Below are 23546 nucleotides of genomic sequence, written 5' to 3' on the forward strand. Positions count from 1 at the left end.
CCATATCGAAAGATGCACTGACTCCAAGCGCAGCGCACTTAGCTGTGTAAGCCAGCAATCCCTTATGGTGTGCGTGTGAACGCAGTGGGCGGGATGTTGATCTACGGTCTGGGACGCAGTGGACGGGGTGTGATGCGCTTCCTGGCGCGCGAGGGGGTCAGTGCCGAATGGGTGGATGCCCGCCCTACCTCCGACGATGAAGCGCTGGCGGCGGAACTGGGGTTCGGGCGTGGTGACGTGAGCCGCACCTACCAGACGGTGGTGGCTGCCCCCGGTGTGCCCATAGATCATCCGGACCTGCTGACCTTGCGGGCCAAGGGCGCCGAGGTGATCGGCGAGGTGGTGCTGGCAGCCCGTTCCCGCCCGCACCTGCCGATGGTTGGGGTCACCGGCACAGCCGGCAAAGGCAGCACCACCGTCCTGATTGCCCAGTTGCTGCGCGAATGCGGGTTGAATGCCCAGGAGGGCGGCAACATCGACCCGCCCCTGCTGGACGTGGTGGATCACGCTGAGGTCGCTGTGGTGGAACTGTCGAGCTTCCAGCTGGAGCGTGTTCCTGGACTGCGCCTGCCGGTCGCCGTGATCACGAACCTGGGCGTGGACCACCTGGACCGGCACCGGACCGTCGAGGCTTATCATGATGCCAAACGGCACATCACGGCCGGGCAGCAGCCTGAAGATGTGCTGGTGCTTCCAGCAGGCATGGAACTGCCCACCCGGGCGGAGGTCCGCAGCTTTACCGCGGGTCACCTGGGCCTGCGCAGCGGAGCAGAGGTGCTGCCCATCAGTGAGCTGCCCGAAGGGATCCACCCGGCAAACGCCGCCGCCGCACTGCTGGCGACCGAGGCCCTTCTGGACCACCTGGGGCGCCAGGTGGATGTCAGCGTGCTGGCCGCAGGACTGCGCCGCGCCCGTCCGGTCGGCGGTCGCTTTGAAACGGTGGCCCGGTTGGGAGAAGTCCGCTTTATTGAAGACAGCATCGCCACGCGCACGCTCGCTGTACAGGCCGCGCTCGAACGTGCCCAGCCGCCGATTGCCTGGCTGGTCGGCGGGCGTGACAAGGGCGCTGAACTTGAACCCCTGCGTGCCGCTGCGGCCGGCCGGGTGACCCGCGTGATTGCCTTTGGTGAGGACGGCGAGGCGCTGGCCCGGGGCCTGGGCCTGCCCTACGACACGGTGGTGGGTCATGACGGCGACGATGTGATGCTTCGTGCGGCGCAGGCAGGCTTGCAGGCCCTGAACGGTGAAGGAACGGTGCTGCTGGCTCCTATCGGCACCAGCTTCGACCTGTTCCGCGATTACAAGGCGCGGGGTGAGAGTTTTGCCCGCGCGGCTCGCCAGCTGGTCCAGCAGAACCATGAGGTCAAGGCGTGAGCATTCAACTGGTGCTGGCACAGCTGATTCTGCTGGCCCTGGGTCTGCTGGCAGTGTCCACGGTGCGTCCGGACCTGATTGTCGACCACGGCATCAAGGCGCTGCTGGGCCTGATGCTCACCTTTGCAGTGGCCCGGCTGCGGCCCCGAGCCTTTCTCAGGATGGCCACTCCAGTGTGGCTGGTCACGCTGGTTCTGCTGGCGCTGGTTCTGTTTATTGGCGTAGGCACCGAAACCAGCAGCGGCACCAAACGCTGGCTGGACTTTGGCCCGGTGCGCTTTCAGCCCAGTGAGCTGGCCAAGCTGGGGCTGGTGCTGCAACTGGCCTCGTTCTTCTCCCGGCGGGGCGTAGAACACAAGCTGATCAGCGCCACCGGCATGATTGTCGTCACCACCGCGCTGGTGATTCTTGAACCTGACCTGGGCACCAGCGTCCTGACCTTTGGCCTGGGGATCATCCTGATGTACGCCGCCGGAGTCCGGATCAGTAACATCGCCGGGTTCATGCTGGCGCTGGGGCTGGTGTCTATTCCGTTCGTGGGGGTTTACCTCAACAAGAACCAGTACATCCGTGAGCGCATCGCCGGCCACCAGAACCGTGACGCTGAACTGAGTGTGGGTCTCGACCAGATTGGCTTCGCACACCGCGACCTGAACAATGGTGGCCTGTGGGGCCTGGGCCCGGATGGACCGCGCTACTGGTACTTCGCTGCCCACACGGACATGATCGTGGCCAGCGTGGGCTTTACCAGCGGGCTGCTGGGCGTGGCCATGCTGCTGTTTGCCTACTGGCTGATCGTCTCGACAGCCCTGCAGGTCAGTCAGCTGGCTGCCCGGGTGCGCCCCATGACCCCCGAGATTCATGGGGCCAGCACCATGGCCACCGGCGCCATGTTCATGATCGTGGGGCAGGCCTTCGTGAACCTGGCGGTGGCGGCCGGCATGTTCCCCGTGACCGGCGTACCGTTGCCGCTGGTCAGCTACGGCTTTTCCAGCCTCCTCACCATGAGTCTGGCCCTGGCAGTTATTCACAGTGCCATGCGCGAGGTACGGGCGCATCTGCCGGCCGAGCATTTCGACGAGCTGCCTATCGGGAACACCGAACCCAGCGCCAGCGATTGAGCCGCGGGGCAGTTCGTCACTGCTGACTCTATCGACCGTGTAGAGAAGAAGCGCTCCTTGCCGCAGAACCACAAACAGGCTCCCGATATCCTCAGAAGGAACCGGGAGCCTGTTTACGATGCCGTCGTATAAAACACGAAGCTGGAAGTGAGACTTCTTGCGGGGCGGCGGATACGGCACGCCAAGGCTCGCCCGGCGGTTGCCATCAACTCAGATGGCACGCCGGCCGAGCGCGGTCACATGTTGTGCAGTACGTTCATGATGTCGCCGTCTTTCATGACGTACTCCTTGCCTTCGGTGCGGACCCAGCCCTTGGCCTTGGCGGGGGCCCAGCCTCCGGCCTCGACCATCTTGTCCCACTCGATCACTTCGGCGCGGATAAAGCCGCGTTCCAGGTCGCTGTGGATCTCGCCGGCTGCTTCAGGGGCCTTCTCGCCGCGCCGGATGGTCCAGGCGCGCACTTCCTTCTCGCCGCTGGTAATAAAGGTAATCAGGCCCAGTGTCTCGTAGCCCACTTTGACCAGCTGATCCAGGCCGCTTTCCTGCACGCCCAGGTCCGCCAGGAACTCGCGGGCCTCGTCTTCTGGCATCTCGGCCAGCTCGCCTTCGATCTGAGCGCTGATCTTCACGACCTGCGCGCCTTCCCTGGCCGCGTAGTCCCGCACCAGACGGACATATTCATTGTCCTCGGTCAGGTCGTTCTCGCCCACGTTGGCCACGTAGATGACCGGCTTGGTGGTGATCAGGCCAAATTCCTTGGGAATAGGCGCGTCGTACTGTCCAGCCCGGGCGGGTTTGCCCTCGCCCAGTACGGCAATGATCTGCTCGGCCAGTTCAGCCTGCTCGCGGGCTTCTTTGTCGTTGCCCTTGGCTTTTTTCTGTAGGTTCTGCAGCCGTTTTTCCAGACCCGACAGGTCGGCCAGGATCAGCTCGGTGTTGATGGTCTCGATATCGTCCAGCGGATCGACCTTGCCGGCCACGTGCACGACATTGCCGTCCTCAAAGCAGCGGACCACGTGCGCGATGGCATCTACCTCGCGGATGTTGGCCAGGAACTGGTTGCCCAGTCCTTCGCCCTGGCTGGCACCCTTCACCAGACCGGCGATATCCACGAATTCCACGAAAGTCGGGATAATCGGCGGCACACGCTCGCCTTTGGTGAAGACCTTGCTCAGGGCGCTGAGACGCTCGTCCGGCACCATGACCCGGCCCACGTTGGGTTCAATGGTTGCAAACGGGTAGTTGGCGGCCAGTGCCCCGGCCCGAGTGATGGCGTTAAACAGCGTGCTTTTTCCGACGTTCGGCAGTCCGACGATTCCAATTCCAAGTCCCATAGTAGTGCTCCTCCGGTATTCGTGCCGGTGCTGACGCTTTTGCCCGCGTCAAGAGGGCAACCGAGCAAGTATACCGGAGGGCTTTCGCCTGAGGAAATGCTTCAGACATATCAGGCCCGGTTTCAGGCTACGAAGGCATGGTGCCAGGGTTCTATCCCGGCACCATGCCTTCCGGTGCGTTCCGGCCGCTCGAGGTTTCCGGATGCCAGCGGCCCCTGACTCAGTTGAGCGGGCGGGTTCCGGCAGGCAGAGTTCCACCGGCCAGCAGCGCGGCTGCGGCATCCTGCAGGGCCGTCAGTGCGACGCGCTGGGTGAACGGACCGGTCGAAACGCGCGCGACTCCAAGTTCCTGCAGTTCACTGACCGGCAGACTCACGCCCGGGACGCTGATCACCGTGAGCTTGCGGGGTCCAAACGCCTGGGCAACCGTCTGGATCTCGTCACGGGCCACGAGGCCAGGGACGAACACGACCGGGGCGCCTGCCTCCAGGAAGGCGCGACCGCGGCGGATTGCCTCGTCAATGGTCTGCGCTCGTGGGGCGCCCTTGTCTGCCCGCAACACGGCGTCGGTGCGGGCGTTGAGGACAAACTCGATCCCTGCCTCGCGTCCGGCCGCCATGACCGCCTCGACAGCCGCGACCGCCTGATCAAGTGGCTTCATCTGGTCTTCGAGGTTCCCGCCGACAACGCCAATCTCGATGGCTCGCCGCGCCGTTTCGCCCGGGTTACCGTAGCCCGCCTCGAAGTCCATGCTGACGGGCAGGTCCACCGCCTGCACAATGCGGCGCACCATGTCGAGGTGCAATTCCAGCGGAATATTCTCGCCGTCGGCGTACCCGAAGCTGGAGGCGATGGAATGGCTGGCGGTGGCCAGGGCGCGCGCTCCTGTGTCTGCGACAACCTGAGCAGACACGACGTCCCACACGTTGGCGAGCGTAAGAATCTCCGGCGCTTCATGCAGGTCGAGCAGAGTGCGGGCGCGGGCAGCGAGATCAGGGTTGGCAAGCTGGGTCATGGTGAACTCCTCAGGGGGTATGGCTGGTAAAACGGCGTGCAGAACATCTACTTGAGGCGATAGCTCTGGATAGGTGTCGAGTCGGGCTGACTTGAATGGCAGTCGTGAATGCTGTCGTTGTGGGCCGATGTCCATGCTGCTGGCCCCAGGGTCCCTGGCAGGAATGCTGGCCCCCAGCATGAGTCTGGGGATCAGATCTCTCAGACATAGAAGGATTATCTACTTACATGTAGGTAAAAATCAAGAGCCCGTGACAGGTACTCTGAAGCAAGTATTTATGGGCGACAGGTGTTGCTGCAGGCGGGCGTATTGTTTCTTCTGTGAGCAAGACACTGGATCGGCCGTACGGCTTCGGCGCCTTCAGCGCCCGTTTCCGGAAAGCCAAACCCATCCCCTCTGGGGTGAAGCTCAGATGGGCAAGAATACCTGCGGGCTCGTCAGTCCCCTGAGCATTGTCCGGCTCGACCGGCAGCACAACGAGACCTTAAATGTGGCGAACAGGCCATGGGGCGCGCCCAGGCAGGTGAGTCATTAAACACATATGGGCTTTGCATAGAAGAAAGCCGCCAGACAGGAGAATCAGATGACGGACCTTACAGGAAAAACAGCCATTGTAACGGGTGCAGGCAAGGGAATCGGCAAAGCCATCGCCCTGGCCTTTGCTCAGGAAGGAGTTCACGTTGGCCTGATTGCGCGTGACCGCAAGGGGCTGGAAGCCTTGGCTGAAGAGATTTCCGGGCAGTACAAGGTAAAAGTAGGCGTAGCGCCCGTGGACGTGTCGGACCGTGCAGGCGTAGAAGCGGCGGTTGCCCAACTGGCCGGGGAACTGGGCTCGGTTGACATCCTGGTCAACAACGCCGGGACGGCGCAATTCGGCAGCGTTCTTGATATGGAGCCTGCTGAATGGGAGCGCATGATTCAGGTGAATCTGCTGGGCACGTACTACGCCACGCGGGCCGCTCTGCCTTACATGGTGCGTCAGGGTAGCGGGAACATTATCAATATCGCCTCCACAGCAGGGGAGAAGGGCGCCGCGACAGCCTCTGCGTATGCGGCCTCAAAGGCCGGTGTCATCGCATTCACGGAAGCCCTCATGCCTGAAGTGCGCAAGCACAACGTCCGCGTCATCCTGATGAACCCGAGCACTGTCAACACGGACCTTGCGACGAGCCTTGGCCTGAAGATCGGCGAGGAAGACCGTATGTTGCAGGCGGAAGATGTTGCTCAGGTGCTTGTCGCGGCACTCAAGCTGCCCCAGAGGGCCCTGGTGCGCAACCTCTCGCTTCTGACCACCAATCCGCAGTAAGCACCGGGCGGTGCAGGCGGGCAGAACGTGTCCTGCATGGTCACGGCGTTTCCGGAAGCGCACTGCGCATGTCATTCCACATGTCTTCCTGAGCGTCCGGCGCAGTCACCAAGCGGCGCAAAGGTAATTTCTGGCAACCGTCACAAGTGGCCAGGCCATGAGTGACGCCTTTGGCGGGCTGGGTGTGGACGGCAAAATGATGATCCTGGGGATCGCTGACGGGCCGGTCGAAATCAATAGTGTGCAGGCCATTATGGGGCACCGGTCAGTGATGGGGTGGCCATCTCGGGTCGCGGCAGACTCACAGGACACCCTGGCGTTGAGTGCCCGAAGCGGCGGTGCGGCCACGGATCAAGGTTTATCCGCATGAACAGGCCTGGGAGGCGTATGCCCGGATGATGAGCGGCCAGGCCCGCTTCCGCGTGGTGCTGCGGCCCTGAGACCCTGCTGTCTGGACGACTCCTGGCATATGAATAGGCAGTTTTGAGGACTGGCGCCAGAGAAGTGCACGCTTCAGAGGCGGCATGCGTACTGAAGCCTACCCAGCGGCAGATCGTCAATGCAGGGGCAGTGGTAGGCTCCGCGTTGTGCTGCAGCCCGCGCCCCTGATCTTCCTGACCCGCCTCCAGCCGGCCGGACAGTACGCCCTCTTATTGCTGGGCCTGGGCCTTTATGGTCTGAGCCTGCGCATGATGCTCAATGCCGGAGTCGGCGTGGCGCCCTGGGACGTCTTTCATGTGGGCGTCACCCATTGGCTGCCGCTGACGGTCGGACAGGTCAGCATGGCCAGCGGTCTGCTGCTGGTGCTGTACACCTCGCTGAACCTGCGCGAGCGCTTTGGCCCCGGCACCCTGCTGAACGTCGTGCTGATCGGGCTGGTGATGGACCTGCTGGGCGGCGTGATTCCTTACCCGCAGCAACCGCTGTGGCAGTGGGCGCAGTTCCTGCTGGGCGTGCTGCTGGTCGGGCTGGCCACCGGGGCGTATGTGGGTGCTGGCCTGGGCGCCGGTCCCCGCGACAGCCTGATGCTGGGGCTGCACCGTCAGCGCGGCTGGTCGGTGGCGCGTATTCGAACCGGCGTGGAACTGGTGGTGCTGGCCGCTGGTCTGCTGCTGGGGGGCCCCTTCGGGTGGGGCACCCTGGTCTATGCGCTGGCGGCTGGCCCCAGCGTCAGTTTCGGCCTGGGTCTGTTTGGGCTTAAAGGCAAAAAGCAGGCCACGAGCAAGGAAAGGGCTTCCGAGCTCAGCCAGTAACCCAATAAGGTGCGGGTGACGGAGAAACCTCCGTCGCCCGCACTTCTGTACCTTGACTCCCTGCCTGAATCAGCCGTTAGAGCCTGCCCGCAGGCCGCTTTATTCCCACTCGATGGTGGCCGGCGGCTTGCCGGTGATGTCGTAGACCACGCGGTTGACCTCGTGCACCTGATTCACGATGCGGTTGCTCATGGTCGCCAGGAACTCGTAAGGCAGCCGGGCCCATTCGGCGGTCATGTAATCGTCGGTCGTCACGGCCCGCAGGGCAACCGTATAGCTGTAGGTGCGCTCGTCGCCCATCACGCCGACCGACTGAATGGGCGTCAGAACCGCCAGCGCCTGCGAGCAGCCGTCATACAGCCCGAACTCGCGCAGCCCGGAGATAAAGATGTCGTCCACCCGCTTGAGAATCTCGAGCTTTTCCTCGGTGACCTCACCCAGGCAGCGGATCGCCAGACCTGGCCCCGGGAAAGGATGACGCATGCGGATGTGGTCCGGTAATCCCAGCAGCTGGGCAATTTCACGCACCTCGTCCTTGAACAGGGTGCGGAACGGTTCGACCAGCTTGAATTTCAGGTCCTCGGGCAGGCCGCCGACATTGTGGTGACTCTTGATGTTGGCCGCGCCCGACTTGTCTCCGTGATGCCCGCCGGCCGACTCGATGACGTCGGGGTACAGCGTGCCCTGCGCCAGGAAGTCGAAGTCGCCCAGTTTGGCAGTCTCGCGCTCGAACGCCCGGATAAATTCACGGCCGATAATCTTGCGTTTCTGTTCAGGATCACTCACGCCGCGCAGCGAACCCAGGAACTCCTCGCGCGCATCCACGGTGACCAGATTGACGCCCAGCGGACGAAGCGCTGCTTCTACCTGCTCGCGTTCGCCCAGGCGCAGCAGGCCATGATCGATAAATACGGCTGTCAGGCGCTCACCCACAGCGCGGGCCAGCAACAGGGCCAGGGTGGAGCTGTCCACGCCGCCGCTGATGCCCAGCAGCACACGGCCACTGTCGCCCACCTGGTGCTGCACGTCCGCAATCAGCTCCTCGACGATGTGTGCCGCAGTCCAGTCGCGCTTGACGTCACAGATCTTCAGAAAGTTGGCCAGCAGCTGACCGCCCTTGGGTGTGTGTACGACCTCGGGGTGAAACTGCACACCGTAGCGCCGGGATACCGGGTTCTCGATCGCCGTGACAGGAGTGTCCTCGGTTTCGGCGACCACCTCGTAGCCCGCCGGCAGCTGAGTAACGCTGTCGCTGTGGCTCATCCAGGCAACAAATTCGCCCTGAATGCCCTCGAACAGCTGACCACCGTACCGGGTCAGGTCAGCCTTGCCGTACTCGCGCTTCCCGGCCCGTTTGACGTCGCCGCCCGCCTCATGGGCCAGAAACTGCATGCCGTAGCACACACCCAGAATAGGCACGTCCAACTCCAGCACTCCTGGGGCGGGTCTGGGCGCACGCTCGTCATACACACTGCTGGGACCACCGGAAAGTACGATGCCCTGGGGATTTTCCTGTCCGATGCGTTCCAGGGACGCAGTGCCGGGCAGGATGACCGAGTACGCGCCCAGTTCGCGAAACCGCCGCGCGATCAGGCGCGTGAATTGACTACCGAAATCCAGAATGACGACGCTCACACGTGTGATTGTCTCATGTCCTGCCGAAGTGGGCGTCCAAGCCGGACAGACGACCTCTGGCAGAAACAGATCAAAGCAGATCAGGTGGACTGACTCAACCTACTGGCCCAGGGCGATGTTGACCGGCGAGGTGCGCGGCACCGTCAGGTTGAGGGTCGCCGGGCTGTACCCGTCAGCCACAACCCGCAGGCGATACTGCCCGCGCACCGGAAAACGCACCACTCCCGGCGCTTTGCCCAGATCCTGTCCGGGGGTCAGATTGGCGTCTTCCGGCGCATTCACCACGAACAGCTCGGCCCCCTTTCCTGAGCCGCCCTGGACAGCGAAGCGCACATCACAGCACTTCGCAGCTGCGCTTGCTGGCGGCTGAGTTCTGGCCTGCACCGAATCGGCCCGGCCAGCCACGACCCGGGCTGCCCACACGGCTGCCACGATCAGCAGCAGCGCAGCCACCAGCGGCAGCAGCCAGCGCGGTGATCGCAGCGGGGTGCCGCCGGGTTCAGGTTCAGGCTCGCGGACCACGCGCCAGGATTCATCCTCGTCCCAACCAATCCGGATCGGCTCACGGGCCACCCGCCGTCCTGGCAGGCGCCCTGGTTCGGTGGGCTGAAGCCAGTCCTGGGGTTCCTGGCTGATTCCAGGTTCGGGCGCTGCTTCCAGCTCTGCCGTCTCCGGGACCACGGGCTCCGGAACCCGGCGTAGCGAGGCCGGCAGCCGCTCCACGGCCTGCATCTGCAACCGGGGGGCCGGGGGGCTGCCGTCGCCGGCTCCGGGCTCTGGAGTCCATTCGGGAAGGTCAGCGTCAGAAGAAGCCGCACCTTCTGTAAATCCGATCCGGATCGGCTCCGGCACCGCCGCGCGCTGCTCCTCGGCCTGGGCGCGCAGACGCTCGGCTTTGCGGCGGGCACCTGCCTGGGCGTCCTGGATAGCCTGGGCCCGCCGGGCTTCGTTTTCCCTGCGGCGGCGTTCCTGGGGAGTCTCATGGCCTGCCGGACTGGCAGGAATGGCAGGAGCCGAAGGAGGACTGGCCGCGATGACGATGGTCTCTACGGCGGGAGCTGTCTCTGCGGCCATCGTGTCGCGGCTTTGGGGGTGCGGCTCCGGCGCAGGAAGGTCAGGCTCACCCAGCACGATTGGCGAACCGTCGTGCAGCCGTGGTTCTGCTGGCGGGCCGGTGTCTGGGAGCTGCGCTGTGGGTGCCGGCTTGGTGCGCAGTGCTGCGGGGCGCACCTCTTTGGCAGGTTGCCTCAGGCGGTCCAGGGCGTCCCGGGCGCTTAGTGTCCCGGGGGCGTCTCTTAAAGGAGCCAGCCGGGCAGGCAGGCCGCCCAGTGTGTCCAGAGTCTGGACCAGATCGCGCAGATCAGTCTGGGCACTTGCCTGACCTGCATGCCAGGGAAGACCGGCTCCAGCCAGAACAACCTCACCGTCAACGCTCCACAGTTGCGATGGACCCACCCCGCCGTGGACCAGGCCGGCGCTATGGAGCGCATCAAGGGCCAGAAGGGCACCTCGCGCGGCCAGCAGGGGATCAGAAGCTGGCTGAGCGTGCAGCGGCAATTCAGAGACCAGATAGGCCTGCCCGCTGTATACGCCGTGGTCGCTGAACGGCAGCAGCGCCGGGTGGTCCGGGAGTTCCGGAACCGCTAGAGGACCGGGCAGCAGGTGCAGCAGGACCGGCATACCCGTCAAGCGGTCGGTGGCGTGCAGCGTGCGCACCGACTGTTGAGCGCCCGAGAGGTCGCGCGCCGCCACGTAGGGACCGATGGGCTTCACAAGCGCCAGTATACCGGCGTGCAGGGCTCTTCCGGGGCCGTAGTGTGAGTTGTTGTCTTGCCGCGTGCGCAGCTTTGCGCTACTACTGAAAGGATATGCGTGACGCCCTACTCAGCGCCCTGAGCACCGTGAATGACCCGGAACTGCACCGCGACCTGGTATCGCTGGGCATGATTGAGCGGGCCGAAATGGAGGGTGGGGTGGCGCAGGTCAAGGTAAACCTCACCACGCCCGCCTGCCCCATGAAAGGCCGCATCGAAGCTGATGTCCGCGCCGCGGTGCTGGAAGTACCTGGCGTGCAGGACGTCCAGGTGACCTTCGGTGCAACTGTGCGCCAGGCCGCCCAGCCGGCGCTGCCTGGCGTCAAGCACGTGGTGCTGGTGGGAAGCGGCAAGGGAGGCGTGGGCAAAAGCAGCGTCGCTGTGAACCTGGCTGCCTCTCTGGCCCGTGACGGCGCGCGTGTGGGTCTGCTTGACGCCGATGTCTACGGCCCCAGCGTGGCGCACATGATGGGTCAGGGAGCTGCCCGCGTCACCGCCAATGAGCAGCGCAAGATGCAGCCTATCGAAGCACACGGCCTGCTCTTTCTGAGCATGGCCAACCTCTCGCCAGCCGGGCAGGCGCTGGTATGGCGCGGGCCGATGCTGCACTCGGCCATTCAGCAGTTCATCAAGGACGCGGCCTGGGGTGAGCTTGACTACCTGATCGTGGACCTGCCGCCCGGCACCGGGGACGTGCAGCTCAGCCTGACCCAGACCGTACAGGTCACGGGGGCGGTCATCGTCACCACGCCGCAGGACGTGGCCCTGATCGATGCGGCGCGCGCCATCGATATGTTCCGCAAGGCCAGTGTGCCGGTGCTGGGCATTGTGGAGAACATGAGCTACTTCGTGGCACCCGACACCGGGCACACCTACGATCTGTTCGGACGCGGCGGCAGCCGCAAGCTGGGCGAGCAGTACCCGCTGCTGGGTGAGGTGCCACTGAACGTAGAAGTGCGGCAGGACGCGGATCAGGGGATTCCTGCTGTGCTGGCACACCCCGACAACGCGGCCGCTCAGGCACTGATTCAGGTGGCACGCAACCTGGCCGGGCAGATCAGCGTGCGTGCTCTTCACCAGAGCCTTGCGGACCTTCCGGATCAGCTGACCGTCGTATGAGTCTGTCCGTGGCTGCTTCCTCTGCCTCGCCCGTGTCCCCGGAGCGGACCAAGACGCGCTTGCTGGATCTGGTCAAGCGTTATGGTCCGCAAACCGCGCAGGACCTGGCGACCCGGCTGGATGTCAGCGTCCCGGCAGCCCGGCGTCATCTGGGTGACCTGCTGGATCAGGGGCTCCTGGAAGCGAAGGTCGAGAAACCCGGTGGGCGGGGCCGCCCGCAGCATGTGTTTGCGCTCACAGAGCGGGGAGAGGCGGCTTTTCCCAATACCTACTCGGGGCTCTGTGTCGATGTGCTGCACCACCTGCGCGACCTGTACGGCCAGGGCGCGGTGATCAAGGTGCTGGACGCCCGCAGTCAGGCACTCGCCGAGCGGCTGCGTACGGAACTGGCAGGAACGGCCACCCTGGGCCAGCGGGTCGAGAGCCTCGCGGTGCACCTCACAGAACTGGGCTTTGACGCTGTGGCCCACCGGGAAATGGTGGGTCCGGGCGGGGAAGAGGTCTGGTATATCACCCAGCGGCATTGCCCGAACCTGTCTGTGGCGCGGCAGTATCAGGAGTTGTGCATCTCAGAACTTACCCTCTACCGGAACCTGTTTGGTGTTCCCGTGAGTCGTGAGACCCGTATTGCCTGTGGTCAGGGGTGTTGCCGGTACCGTATCGGCGCGGCTGTTTCATGAGCCAGCCTGGCCCGCCGCAGTTTCTGCCGGCCGACCTGGAGACCCGCAAGCCACTGCACAGCATCGTGGCGTGGCCTCCAGAGCCGCTGGACACCTGGATGCGTCGCCGTCAGGAACAGCTGGGAGTACGTGGCTTCGGCCTGCCGCATCTGAACCTGCGGGCACCCTTTCAGACTGAGCTGCGCAGCGCCGAACTGGTGGCTGCGGTCAGAGAAGCGTTGCGCGGCGAGCCCGAGTTTGAGGTACGCATCAAAGGCTGGAAACAGCTTCCAAATGTCATATTTCTGGAGTTCGAACTTGATCCGACGCTGCGGAGGCTGCATGAGCGCCTGCTTGCCGTCGGTCCCTCAAGCCGCGCCCCCCACGACGGGGAACTGTACCGGCCGCACCTGACCCTGGCGCTGGGTGTATTGCCCTGGGCCGAGCCTGTGCTGTGGGAGGCTGTTCAGCGTCTGAAGCCACCGGTGGACCGCTTCACGGTGCACGCACTGAGCCTGACCCGGGAGGAACGTGGCGAGGTGCAGGAACTGCATACCTTCCCGCTGGAAGCTGCCCCGGACGAGGTTCCAGTGCTGGTCAGCCGCGACGCCGAACCCAGCTGATCTGGCGTGGGAATGGACCTGGGTGCTCGTCTCAGGAGGCCGGTACCGGGAGCCTCCGGCTGTCTCTTCTGACCGGGGGTTGAGACTTGCCGGCGGAAGCCACAGCAAGGGGGGCCGGGGATTGATGACCCGGCCCCCCTCAGCTGTGTCCTCAGGCTGGCGTTGCCACGCGCATCATGCTGCTCAGCGCCGCATGGAACTGCTCGTAGCCGGCGAAGTCCAGCTGCTGCTCGTTGTCCGACAGCGCGGTGGCCGGGCTGGGGTGTACCTCGATGTGGATACCGTCGGCACCTACAGCCAGCGCGGCCTTGGCAAGTGGGATCAGCAGGTCACGGCGTCCAGCAGCGTGGGTCACGTCCACAATGACCGGCAGGTGAGTTTCCTGCTTGGCCAGCGCGACCGCGCTGAGATCCAGGGTGTTGCGGGTCCACTTCTCGTAGGTACGGATACCGCGCTCGCACAGGATGACCTCGTTGTTGCCCTCGGACAGGATGTACTCGGCAGCGTACAGCCATTCCTCGATGGTGGCCGACAGCCCGCGCTTGAGCAGCACCGGGCGGCGGGCGCGGCCGACCTCGCGCAGCAGGGCGAAGTTGTGCATGTTGCGCGCGCCGATCTGCAGGATGTCGGCGTACTCGGCCACGACCTCTACGTCACGGGTATCCATGACCTCGGTGATAAACAGCTGGCCATGCTCACGGGCCACGCTGCTGCCTAAAATCAGACCATCGACGCCCATGCCCTGAAAGCCGTAAGGGCTGGTGCGGGGCTTGTAGGCACCGCCGCGCAGGATTTTCACGCCCTTGCCTTGCAGGAAGGCGGCCGTCTGCTCCATCTGCTCCTCGCTCTCGATGCTGCAGGGCCCGGCAATGATGATGGGCGGCTCGTTGCCTCCGATACGGACACCATCGATATCCAGCACGGTATCTTCCCGCTTGACCTTGCGCGAGACCAGCAACTGCTTCTTGTCGTTGCTTTCCTCCAGGGCCAGGCTGGCCTTGAAGATTTCCTTGAAGATGGTCTTGATGGTCGAGGCCGGGAACGGTCCAGGGTTCAGGGCTTCGAGCTCGCGCAGCTGCTGCTCTTCCCGGGCCGGATCGTAATGGTTCGGGCGGCCCTCCTGGGTCTTGGCGTGACCGATCAGGGCCACCACCTCGCCCCGCTTGGACATCAGGGTCAGGAGCTCACGATTAATCTGATCGATCTCAGCGCGCAGATCGTCAATAGAACGTTGTGATGTCATGGCCTGCAGTGTAGGAGTCTGGGATCGCAGGATTCACTCGCCCTGCTAGTCAATTGACAGGAGTTGTCCAAGTCCTGTCCAGGCTTGCTGGCCAGTCGTCGTACCCGGAAATCAGGCTGATCCGGCGGCTGGTGTGTTCACCATATGAATGGCTACCCGGCTCAGCGCCGCATACAGTTCTCGGGCGTCGTCCGGTGAGATTTCAGGCGTCTGCTGGAGCGCTGCTTTCATGCATCTGAGCCACGCCTGAGCAAGCTCCGGGGTAATAGGGAAGGGCAGATGCCGGGCCCGCAGACGGGGATGGCCGTAGCGCTGGTGATACAGCGGGGGCCCGCCGAGGAAGCCGGTCAGAAAAGCCAGTTGTTTGTCGGCCGTATGGCCGAGGTCAGATGGAAAAATCGGTGCCAGGTCCGGATCGGCCGCAACAAGCGAATAAAAGCGGTCCACCAGTGCTTTCAGGGCCTGGGGACCGATCCGTTCGTACAGGCTGCCACCTGCGCTCAGAGACATTGGGGCCGACATCATCTCCACGGTAGCGCCTGAAGTGTGCGCAGACCGTGGACGTGACCACTTGGGCTTGGCTGCCGACACGACTCGCGGTTTGATTGCCTGGGGGCAGAAGGAAACCCTGAAGGTCCCAGGCAATGAAGTCCGCGATTTAAATCATTTCCCTCAAGACCCTGGGTGGTAATCAGTGGTTACTTGTCGAGCTCGGCGCAGTCGTTGTCGGTAGCGAGCTTCAGATTTATCGTCTTCGCTGCCGCCAGATACCGCTGATAGTTCTTCTCGCGTGCGTCGGTGTTCAGCACCATCTCCTTCAGCTTTTTAAGCAGGCTGTCGCGCACGGCGTCACTTCCCTGGGTCGTGCGTTTGAGGCAGAAGGAGGTGATGAGGTGCAGTTGCAGGTGGCGGCTCAGTTCGGCTGAAGTGGGATCAGGATTGTTGCTCATGGCCTGCAGCACCAGTGCAGCGCGTACAGCCGCCCGATGCTGGGGCAGTGACTGATCGAATTCATGTTTGACCAGAGCATCTACATCGGGCCGCAGTTCGCTGATGATTTTGGCCGACCCAGAGGCGTCAGCAGCAAGTTGCGAGACAATAGAACTGCCTGAGCCTTCTGCCTGTGCCGAGCCTGCCACAAGCACAGCAGCAAACGTGAGATTTACGAGAGCTGAATGAGAAAAACGCATACCGCGCGACCGTAACATAAACAGTCTGACTAAACTCCTACAGACTCAGCTTGGTTTTCCAAAAACTTCATCCTGACGGCTTTTTTTCGGCATGAATGTCTGAACATATTGGTAAGGTCGTCTAGGCGCGTTGCCGGTCTTTCGGCTTTTTCAAAGGCATGGCGGGCTGCGATGGTCAGCACGGACCTGATCGCCGGCTTTTTGTTGGACTCAAATCATACGAAGCAGCATCCCGCTCAGGATTTGGCGTCACGCGGTGAGTGTTCAAATCTGGTCGCCCTTCAAGGGTTCGGGTTCAGGTGGCCTGGACTGGGAACACCGTCGTTGAACAGCACTGCAGGGCCTGACTCTGATGTGTGATCGGCGGACCTGCATATGACGTACTCAAATGCAGGAGCACTCAAACGTACTTCCTGCGTCTCATAGATGTCCTGCAGCCGCAGGGGAAGCGTTTGCGAGAGGAAAGAAAGGAGTAAGCCGGAGGGAGTTCAATTCAAGTATCTCCATTGCACATCAACCTTTCTTCGGAGGTCTTATGCTCACTGTGCATCTGCATCTAGCCGGCGGCGACACAATTGCCTTGGAGATGTCGCCTTCTCAGAAGGACCGGCTCAGCCGGACCATCAATCAGGAGAAACTTCCTCCCCTGCCTTTTGTAGCAGCGATCAATGGCATGACTGTAGAAATCCCCTGGCGCTCGATTGCCTACCTTTCCTCGTGTCCCCAGGTTCCAAATGTAGCCCTGGAAGCTGCTGACTAACCCGGCCCCGGTCACCCCATGGAACCGCTGTTGGATAGGCGACCAATCAGGAGAATCACGGGGGCTGGACGCGGGATCGACTGGCTCATGTGCTGCGGAAAAGTCAAAGCAATACCCATAGCCGCCCCGTCCCTGGACGGGGTTGTTGTGTTTCCCGGCTCATGCGCCTGACAGGACCGGCATATCGAGGAGTCTCTGGCCACAAATTCAGGAAATCCAGTTTCCTGAGCCCATATATCCCTGTAAGCATGGCAGCTATAAAGAAAAGCCCCGCTTGATAGCGGGGCTTTCTCCTGGCTCGGCAGGCTGGGGTCGAACCAGCGACCATTCGATTAACAGTCGAACGCTCTGCCACTGAGCTACTGCCGAATCCTACGCCTCAGGCGCGTGTGGCGCACCGTTTCCAGCGCGAGAGGGATAGTAGCATGCGTCTCCCACCTGTGCAAGTCCTGCTCAGGCCTGAGCTCCACCGGGCATCAGGGTACCGGGAGTCACTCCCAGGCGCTTGAGTGCTTCTGCCCACCGCTGCGGCGCTGGAACTTCCCACAGCAGCTCGGGAGTACTCTGCTCTACCCATACCCAGGCGCCTGCACGGGCCTCCTCTTCAAGCTGCCCGGCAGTCCAGCCAGCGTAGCCGAGGATCAGCATGTATTCCTGATCACTGGCCATCACGGCGCGCAGGACTTCCAGGCTGCTGGACAGGTGCAGGTCATCTACCAGTTTGATCTCGCCGTCCAGGCCCACCGGGTGGTGATACAGGCACCAGCCAAGGGTGGGATCGACCGGGCCACCCAGCCATGCCCGCCGGTTCTGACCGGCCGCGTCTGCCATCAGTTCTGCCACTGTCTGTGGCGTGGGAGCATTCACGATCAGGCCCATAGCGCCCTTGCGGTCGTGTTCCAGCAGCAGAATCACGGTCCCCTCGAACACCTCGCCCTGCAGGTGCGGGCTGGCTACCAGGAAAGTCAACGGTGCAGACATTGGGTTCAGGATAACGGCCCGCAGGCCCAATAACAGGAAAAACCCCCACCGTTAACGGATGGGGGCATTTGCAAAAAGCTGCAGTGAAGGTCAGGCGTGGGCGCCACCGGCACCGGCGCGGCGGCTGCTCTTGCGTTTGCCGGTGGCTGCTGGAACCGTGGCACTGCCGTCACGGGGCGTTTCCAGCGCCTTCAGGCCACCTACGAGGGCCACATCCAGAACCTGATCGACCGTCTCGCAGGGGTGGAAGCGCATCGAGCTGCGCAGGTGCAGTGGGATGTCCCTCAGGTCGGGTTCGTTGGCTTTAGGCATGATCACGTGCTTGATGCCTGCGCGCCGGGCACCCAGAACCTTCTCTTTCAGACCGCCGATGGGCAGGTAGCGGCCTGTCAGGGTCATTTCGCCGGTCATCGCCACGTCGTGACGGGCAGGAATACCGGTCAGAGCGCTGATCAGGCTGGTGGCCATGGCGCCCCCAGCGCTGGGGCCTTCTTTGGGAATGGCCCCGGCCGGGACGTGTACGTGAATCTCGCTGTTGTCCAGGCGGTCCTTGTCGATGTGGAAGCGCTCGGCATTGCTCTTGGCGTAGCTCAGGGCGGCGCGGGCCGATTCCTTCATCACGTCGCCCAGCTGTCCGGTCAGGACCAGACCCTTACCGGGCATGATGCTGGTTTCCACGAACAGGATGTCGCCGCCCACGGGGGTGTAGAACATTCCGGTACTGACACCCACCATATCTTCCTTGCCCTCGGTTTCCGGGGTGTGCCGGGCCTGGCCCAGGTAACGTTCGAGTTCCTTGTCGGTCACCTTGACGCGCTTGACCTCACCGGTGGCGATGCGGCGGGCGACCTTGCGGGCCACCGTGCCGATCTCGCGCTCCAGATTACGCACGCCGGCCTCGCGGGTGTAGTGGCTGATCAGCTTTTCCAGTGCTGCGTCCGTAAAGCTGATCTGATTGGGCTTGAGGCCGTTCTGAGTCAGCTGGCGGGGCAGCAGGTAGCGCTTGGCGATCTCCAGTTTCTCCTGCTCGATGTAACTGGAAAAGTCGATGACCTCCATGCGGTCCATCAGTGCGGGCGGAATCTGCTCGGGGTAGTTGGCGGTCGCGATGAACATTACTTCGCTCAGGTCGAACGGCACGCCCAGGTAGTGATCGGTGAAGTGCTGGTTCTGCGCCGGGTCCAGCACTTCCAGCAGTGCGCTGGAGGGGTCACCCTGGTAGCTGGTGCCCAGCTTGTCGACCTCGTCAAGCAGAATCACCGGGTTCTTGGTGCCGGCGGTGCGGATGCCCTGGATCAGGCGACCGGGCATGGCGCCGATATAGGTGCGGCGGTGTCCGCGGATATCCGACTCATCACGTGCGCCGCCCAGCGCGATGCGCACGTACTTGCGGCCCAGGGCGCGTGCAATGCTCTGCGCGATGCTGGTCTTCCCGACGCCAGGAGGGCCGGTGAACACCAGAATCGGGCCTTTGTTGACGTCCTCGGCGCTCAGTTCACCGCGCTCGGCGCGTTCCTTGCGCAGGCGGCGCACAGCCAGGAATTCCAGAACGCGGTCTTTGACCTTCTCCAGACCGTAGTGGTCCTCGTCAAGCACCTGCGCGGCTTCCTCCACATCCAGGCGGTCTTCGCTGCGTGAATTCCAGGGCAGCTCTGTCACCCAGGTCAGGTAGGTGCGGATCACCGAAGCTTCGGCTGCGTCTGGATGCATGCGCGCCAGACGGTTGACCTCGCGGTCGATTTCCTTCTTGACGTCCGGCTTGAGGTCCAGGGCTTCGATCTTGGTGCGGAAGGCTTCGGCTTCGTCGGCGTCTTCGCCGTCCTCACCGCCGTGCAGCTCCTTCTGGATCACCTTCATCTGCTCACGCAGATAGTATTCGCGCTGGTTTTTGTCGATCTCTTCCTTGACCTGAGCGCGGATGCGGGCCTGCACGGCCTGCACTTCCTGCTCCGTGTCCAGCAGGGTCAGCAGCCTGCGGATACGCTCGGTGACGGTAACAGTCTCCAGCAGCGCCTGCTTGTCTTCCAGCTTGAAATCCAGGTTGAAAGCGATGTGATCGGCCATCTCGCCGGCATCCTCTTTACCCTGAATGGTCTGGACACTCTCGGCACTGACCTTGCCACCTGCGGCAATGCCCTCGAACTTCTCGCGCAGTTCGCGGGTCAGGGCCTGCAACTCTACGGTCGGGCCAGTCTCTACAGGCAGAACCTCGATGTCGGCCGTCAGGTGCTCGTCGCGGCGGTAGTTGGTGGCGCGCACGCGGGCAACCGCCGAGACCAGCATCTGTACCGTGCCGTCAGGATTCTTGCGTACGCGCAGCACGTTACAGGCCGTCCCGATTTCGTAGAGGTCGCTGCCCTGCGGGTCATCCACGTCCTTGTCCTTCTGGGACACGATCAGGATAACCTTGTCGCCCTGCATGGCGGCCTCAATGGCATTGATGGAGATGGCGCGGCTGGCATCGATATGCTGCACCATCGTGGGGTAGATCACGCTGCCGCGAACCGGGCAGACGGGGACATTTTTGGGAAGGGTGATGTGTTCGGTGGGCATGAGGTGCTCCTTTGGCCCGTGAGGGTCTTGCTCTGAGAGGCGGGTCTCTGGCGCTCCTGATGCCAGGAAACTTGAGTGTGAATATATCAAGTTTGGGCAGTTGGGGCAAGTATGAAATCCCACTCTGCCAAGAGGCTTAAAGAGTGTCCACCACGCCAAAAGTTTACGACTCCTGGCATGATGGGACACTCACCTCCGGCTGACGGAACATTCACCCTCCGGGTTGTTCACCCCGAGGCTCAGGCCAGCAGGTCGCGCGCGATGATCAGCTTCTGGATCTCGCTGGTGCCCTCATAGATGCGCAGCAGCCGCTGGTCACGGTAGTAGCGCTCGACCGGCGAGTCCTTCATATAGCCCATCCCCCCGGCCACCTGCACGGCCTTGTCAGCGACCTGTGAGAGCGCTTCGGTGGCGTGATACTTGGCCACACTGGCCATGCGGCGCACGTCCTGCTTCTGATCGACCATCCAGGCCACCTTCTGCCACAGCAGCCGGCTTGTCTGAATGGCGATTTCCATCTCGGCCAGCATGAACTGCACCGCCTGGAACTCGGCAATGGGCTGCCCGAACTGCTCACGCGTCTTGGCGTGCGCCACACTGAGATCCAGCAGCCGTTGCATGGCGCCGGTGGATCGGGCCGCAATTCCCACGCGGCCGTTGGTCAGGATGCCCAGAGCCTCGCGGTAGCCCAGGTGTTCGGGGCCCAGCAGGTTGGCGGCCGGCACCTCGGCGTCCTGAAAAATGACCTCGGACGACAGGGCGCCCTTCTGGCCCATCTTCTCGTCGACCTTGCCGATGCTCAGGCCTGGGGTGTTCTGCGGTTCCACCAGAAAAGCGCTCATGCCGCGGGTACCCTGGGCCGGATCGGTAATGGCAATCACGGTGAGCAACCCCGCGATCGGAGCGTTGCTGATGTAGTGTTTGGTGCCGTTGAGGATGTACATGTCGCCGCGTTTCTCCGCGCGGGTGCGGATATTGGCTGCGTCGGAGCCGCTGCTGGGCTCAGTAATCGCAAAGCCGGCAATGCACTCGCCGCTGGCCATGCGGGGCAGGAAACGCTGTTTCTGTTCCTCGTTGCCCAGCTTGACCAGCCCCGAAGTGCCGATACTGGCGTGCGCACTGATCACACCACCAAAGCCCATGTGGCCCTGACCCAGCGCCTCATACACGGCGCAGCGCCCCAGCGCTCCCAGGCCCACGCCGCCGTATTCCTCGGGAATACTCAGTCCGAACAATCCCAGCCCGGCCGCCTCGCGCATCAGTTCCGGCGGCACGGCATTGGTGTCTTCGATTTCATGCGCACGCGGCTCCACGCGCGAAAGCATGAAGTCACGAATGATGGTCTGCATCTCCCGCAGGTCTTCCGGCAACTCGAAATTCATAGGCATCCTCCATCCCACCCCGCCCGGCACCGACATCTGTTCACCACACGCGCTGAGACGCGTGGGCACCGAAGAACGTTTGGACGTGAAGTAAATTAGCGCATGCCCTTGTGCGCATGCAGCCGCAGGAGGCTGGGGCGCCGCAGGCAGTCATCCCCAGGCAGGGCTTTACTGAAGCGGCGGGGCTCGGAACTCCTTCGGGAACTTTGCGTCATGGAACCTCCGCTGCCGAGCGGGACGCCTAAATGCTGAAAACTGTCCGGTGCGGGAGAACGGCAAAGTCGGAGGAGGTCCGGTGGCCTCCGACTGGCCTGACAGCAGGCATTGACACCCCACGTATCACCCCCTAGGATGTGTGGGCCTGTGAAGGTTTCGGAAACAGGACATGGTGGGTTTAGCTCAGCCGGTTAGAGCGCCGCTCTGTGGAAGCGGAGGTCGTGGGTTCAAATCCCATAATCCACCCCAACAAGTCCCGGCCCACCGTCAGGTGAGGTCGGGATTTTCCATGCGGGGATGGCGGAATTGGTAGACGCACTAGACTTAGGATCTAGTTCCCATAGGGAGTGAGGGTTCAAGTCCCTTTCCTCGCACCAGCATCAGGGGCCACATGCGGCCTGGACTCCGTGATCTCGGGTCCAGGCCGTGGCCTTATGGGCTCACTTCCTGTGCCATACGGCACATGCGGCAAATGCCGTATGATGCTTGGCGGCATGCCGCGCGCGCGCCTCTTTGCCCACAGTGGGGAGGGAGGCGGGATGCGGACGGCACGGCAACAATCAACACGGATTGCCCGCCGGGGGCCGCTCCGCACAGGAGCAAGCGCCTTTCGGCAGGCACGGACGGGAGACGAGACGCAATGGCAGAGCTGATCAGCAGAGAAGGCAACAAGGTGGAATTCAAGGTGGCGGTACCCGCCGCCGAAGTAAACCGCGCATACGAGCAGGTCTGGGCCGGTCTGGCCCGCGACGTGCGTGTTCCCGGGTTCCGCCCCGGCAAGGCCCCGCGCAAGGTGATCGAAGGCCGCGTGGGCAAGGGCTACGTGGAGCAGGAAGTGCGTGACCGCCTGCTGCAGGTTCACTACCCCCAGGCGGCCCGCGAGCTGAAGCTGAGCCTGGTGGACGCCACCATTGATCCCCAGGATCTCAACAACGGTAAGGACTTCACCTTCAATGTCCGGGGCGAAACGTACCCCGAAGTCACCCTGGGTGACTGGAGTGACCTGAAGCTCGAAGCGACCTCCCCTGAGATCACTGATGATGTGCTGAACCGCACCCTCAGCGATCTGCAGGAGCGCAACGCCACCTTCGAAAGCGTGGACCGCGCCATTGAGGCCAGCGATCAGGTAACCATCGAGGAGCAGGGCGAAGATGGCGGAACCTACCCGGTGTACCTCGATGTCGCCGAAGCTCACGTTCGTGACGCTCTGCTGGGCAAGAACAAGGGCGACACCGTGGAAATCACCGTGCCGGCCCACCAGCACGGCGACCATGAGCATGCCGAGCACACCGTGACCGTCAAGATCATGGACGTGAAGACCAAGCAGCTGCAGGAGCTCAACGACGAGTTCGCCAGCAGCCTGAACTTCGAGTCGCTTGATCGCCTGCGTGCAGATCTGCGCAACGAGCTGCAGCGCCGCGCCCAGCAGGAAGGTGACAACGCCCGCCGTGAGGAGTTCGTTGCCCACCTGACCGAGCGCATGCAGGCCGACATCCCCCAGGCTCTGCTGGAGCGCCGCCGCGAAGCGATGATGCAGGAGATTCAGGATGACCTGAGCCGCCAGGGCGTCAAGTGGAGCGAGTACGAGACCTTCATGAAGGAGCAGGGCAAGCTCGACGAGTTCATGGCCGACCTGTCCAAGAACGCCGAGACCCGCGTGAAGCGTGACCTGGCGCTGGAGAAACTGGCTGAGGACCTCAAGGTGCAGGTCAGTGACGCCGAGTTCAACCAGACCATGACCATGCTGGCGCAGGCCAACGGCCTGAGCCCTGAGCAGCTGAGCAAGCAGCTGGGGCCGAACGGCATCAACTCCTACTACGCCAGCATCGTGCGTGAACGCGCTCTGCAGCAGGCTCTCGCGCAGCTGAGCGGCCCTCAGGCCGAGACGGTCGCTGCTGACCAGGGTGAGCAGCAGGCTGAAGGGCAGGAAGAAAGCGCCGAGAAGAGCGAAGAGTAAGACCTTTCTGA

The 23546-nt window shown here is 63.1% G+C and carries 20 protein-coding genes and 3 tRNA genes; 12 read left to right on the forward strand and 11 right to left on the reverse strand.

Annotated elements, in window-relative coordinates:
* The first annotated feature begins 93 nt into the window (after nt 1-93).
* Together murD and DEIDE_RS03155 are read left to right on the forward strand one after the other, a co-directional pair.
* Nucleotides 94-1374 (forward strand): UDP-N-acetylmuramoyl-L-alanine--D-glutamate ligase, encoded by a 1281-nt coding sequence (murD, locus tag DEIDE_RS03150; RefSeq protein ID WP_049760500.1) that lies wholly within the window; start codon nt 94-96, stop codon nt 1372-1374.
* Nucleotides 1371-2495, forward strand: a complete 1125-nt coding sequence (locus DEIDE_RS03155; protein ID WP_012692514.1) for an FtsW/RodA/SpoVE family cell cycle protein — start codon at nt 1371-1373, stop codon at nt 2493-2495. The genes murD and DEIDE_RS03155 overlap by 4 nt, the downstream gene beginning before the upstream one ends.
* 236 nt (nt 2496-2731) lie before the next feature.
* Here the strand turns inward: DEIDE_RS03155 and ychF are convergent, their stop codons facing one another.
* Nucleotides 2732-3829 carry a redox-regulated ATPase YchF gene (ychF, locus tag DEIDE_RS03160; RefSeq protein ID WP_012692515.1) on the reverse strand — a complete coding sequence of 366 codons (1098 nt, stop codon included), beginning with the start codon at nt 3827-3829 and terminating at the stop codon, nt 2732-2734.
* Between the two features lie 220 nt (nt 3830-4049).
* The gene (locus DEIDE_RS03165) at nt 4050-4844 is read right to left on the reverse strand and encodes an isocitrate lyase/PEP mutase family protein (protein ID WP_012692516.1); all 795 of its coding nucleotides are present in this window, start codon (nt 4842-4844) and stop codon (nt 4050-4052) included.
* A gap of 583 nt (nt 4845-5427) precedes the next feature.
* On the opposite strand from DEIDE_RS03165, the gene DEIDE_RS03170 reads away from it, so the two are divergent.
* The 3 genes from DEIDE_RS03170 (at nt 5428) to DEIDE_RS03175 (ending at nt 7403) form a co-directional block, all read left to right on the forward strand.
* Entirely contained in the window at nt 5428-6150 is a 723-nt protein-coding gene (locus DEIDE_RS03170; protein ID WP_012692517.1) for a 3-ketoacyl-ACP reductase, read from the forward strand.
* A 157-nt stretch (nt 6151-6307) separates the two neighbouring features.
* On the forward strand, nt 6308-6520 hold the full coding sequence (locus DEIDE_RS18345) for a hypothetical protein (RefSeq protein ID WP_193589557.1): 213 nt from the start codon (nt 6308-6310) through the stop codon (nt 6518-6520).
* Nucleotides 6521-6737: 217 nt separating this feature from the next.
* A complete protein-coding gene (locus DEIDE_RS03175) occupies nt 6738-7403 on the forward strand; it encodes a YczE/YyaS/YitT family protein (RefSeq protein ID WP_012692518.1) in 666 nt (221 codons plus the stop codon).
* Between the two features lie 99 nt (nt 7404-7502).
* Here DEIDE_RS03175 and guaA read toward each other — a convergent pair whose 3' ends face one another.
* The gene (guaA, locus tag DEIDE_RS03180) at nt 7503-9038 is read right to left on the reverse strand and encodes a glutamine-hydrolyzing GMP synthase (protein ID WP_012692519.1); all 1536 of its coding nucleotides are present in this window, start codon (nt 9036-9038) and stop codon (nt 7503-7505) included.
* Nucleotides 9039-9137: 99 nt separating this feature from the next.
* Nucleotides 9138-10811 carry a hypothetical protein gene (locus DEIDE_RS17910; RefSeq protein WP_012692520.1) on the reverse strand — a complete coding sequence of 558 codons (1674 nt, stop codon included), beginning with the start codon at nt 10809-10811 and terminating at the stop codon, nt 9138-9140.
* A gap of 95 nt (nt 10812-10906) precedes the next feature.
* On the opposite strand from DEIDE_RS17910, the gene DEIDE_RS03200 reads away from it, so the two are divergent.
* From DEIDE_RS03200 to DEIDE_RS03210, 3 genes are read left to right on the forward strand one after another with little or no spacing between them, the layout of a single operon-like run.
* Nucleotides 10907-11971 (forward strand): Mrp/NBP35 family ATP-binding protein, encoded by a 1065-nt coding sequence (locus DEIDE_RS03200; protein WP_012692521.1) that lies wholly within the window; start codon nt 10907-10909, stop codon nt 11969-11971.
* An 8-nt stretch (nt 11972-11979) separates the two neighbouring features.
* On the forward strand, nt 11980-12651 hold the full coding sequence (locus DEIDE_RS03205) for a helix-turn-helix transcriptional regulator (RefSeq protein ID WP_338032127.1): 672 nt from the start codon (nt 11980-11982) through the stop codon (nt 12649-12651).
* Complete coding sequence (locus DEIDE_RS03210; RefSeq protein ID WP_012692523.1) at nt 12648-13253, forward strand: 2'-5' RNA ligase family protein; 606 nt, start codon at nt 12648-12650, stop codon at nt 13251-13253. The genes DEIDE_RS03205 and DEIDE_RS03210 overlap by 4 nt, the downstream gene beginning before the upstream one ends.
* 151 nt (nt 13254-13404) lie before the next feature.
* Here DEIDE_RS03210 and DEIDE_RS03215 read toward each other — a convergent pair whose 3' ends face one another.
* The 3 genes from DEIDE_RS03215 to DEIDE_RS03225 form a co-directional block, all read right to left on the reverse strand.
* Nucleotides 13405-14496, reverse strand: coding sequence for a bifunctional 3-deoxy-7-phosphoheptulonate synthase/chorismate mutase (locus DEIDE_RS03215; RefSeq protein WP_012692524.1), 1092 nt, complete (start codon nt 14494-14496; stop codon nt 13405-13407).
* Nucleotides 14497-14607: 111 nt separating this feature from the next.
* A complete protein-coding gene (locus DEIDE_RS03220) occupies nt 14608-15018 on the reverse strand; it encodes a globin domain-containing protein (RefSeq protein ID WP_012692525.1) in 411 nt (136 codons plus the stop codon).
* A gap of 176 nt (nt 15019-15194) precedes the next feature.
* Nucleotides 15195-15686, reverse strand: coding sequence for a hypothetical protein (locus DEIDE_RS03225; RefSeq protein WP_041227021.1), 492 nt, complete (start codon nt 15684-15686; stop codon nt 15195-15197).
* Nucleotides 15687-16221: 535 nt separating this feature from the next.
* Here DEIDE_RS03225 and DEIDE_RS03230 point away from each other — a divergent pair.
* The gene (locus DEIDE_RS03230; protein WP_041227022.1) at nt 16222-16446 is read left to right on the forward strand and encodes a hypothetical protein; all 225 of its coding nucleotides are present in this window, start codon (nt 16222-16224) and stop codon (nt 16444-16446) included.
* Nucleotides 16447-16740: 294 nt separating this feature from the next.
* Here DEIDE_RS03230 and DEIDE_RS03235 read toward each other — a convergent pair.
* The 4 genes from DEIDE_RS03235 to DEIDE_RS03250 form a co-directional block, all read right to left on the reverse strand.
* A tRNA-Asn gene (locus tag DEIDE_RS03235) sits at nt 16741-16815 on the reverse strand.
* Between the two features lie 84 nt (nt 16816-16899).
* The gene (locus DEIDE_RS03240; RefSeq protein ID WP_041227024.1) at nt 16900-17427 is read right to left on the reverse strand and encodes a YqgE/AlgH family protein; all 528 of its coding nucleotides are present in this window, start codon (nt 17425-17427) and stop codon (nt 16900-16902) included.
* A gap of 90 nt (nt 17428-17517) precedes the next feature.
* Nucleotides 17518-19980 carry an endopeptidase La gene (lon, locus tag DEIDE_RS03245; protein ID WP_012692528.1) on the reverse strand — a complete coding sequence of 821 codons (2463 nt, stop codon included), beginning with the start codon at nt 19978-19980 and terminating at the stop codon, nt 17518-17520.
* A gap of 239 nt (nt 19981-20219) precedes the next feature.
* Nucleotides 20220-21362, reverse strand: coding sequence for an acyl-CoA dehydrogenase family protein (locus tag DEIDE_RS03250; RefSeq protein WP_012692529.1), 1143 nt, complete (start codon nt 21360-21362; stop codon nt 20220-20222).
* A gap of 388 nt (nt 21363-21750) precedes the next feature.
* Between DEIDE_RS03250 and DEIDE_RS03255 the strand changes: the two genes are divergently transcribed.
* The 3 genes from DEIDE_RS03255 (at nt 21751) to tig (ending at nt 23535) form a co-directional block, all read left to right on the forward strand.
* Nucleotides 21751-21827 (forward strand) — tRNA-His (locus DEIDE_RS03255).
* A 42-nt stretch (nt 21828-21869) separates the two neighbouring features.
* Nucleotides 21870-21955, forward strand: a tRNA-Leu gene (locus tag DEIDE_RS03260).
* Nucleotides 21956-22218: 263 nt separating this feature from the next.
* On the forward strand, nt 22219-23535 hold the full coding sequence (gene tig / locus DEIDE_RS03265) for a trigger factor (RefSeq protein WP_012692530.1): 1317 nt from the start codon (nt 22219-22221) through the stop codon (nt 23533-23535).
* The last annotated feature ends 11 nt before the right edge of the window (nt 23536-23546 follow it).

This window comes from Deinococcus deserti VCD115 (genome assembly GCF_000020685.1).
GTDB classification, from domain to species: domain Bacteria; phylum Deinococcota; class Deinococci; order Deinococcales; family Deinococcaceae; genus Deinococcus; species Deinococcus deserti.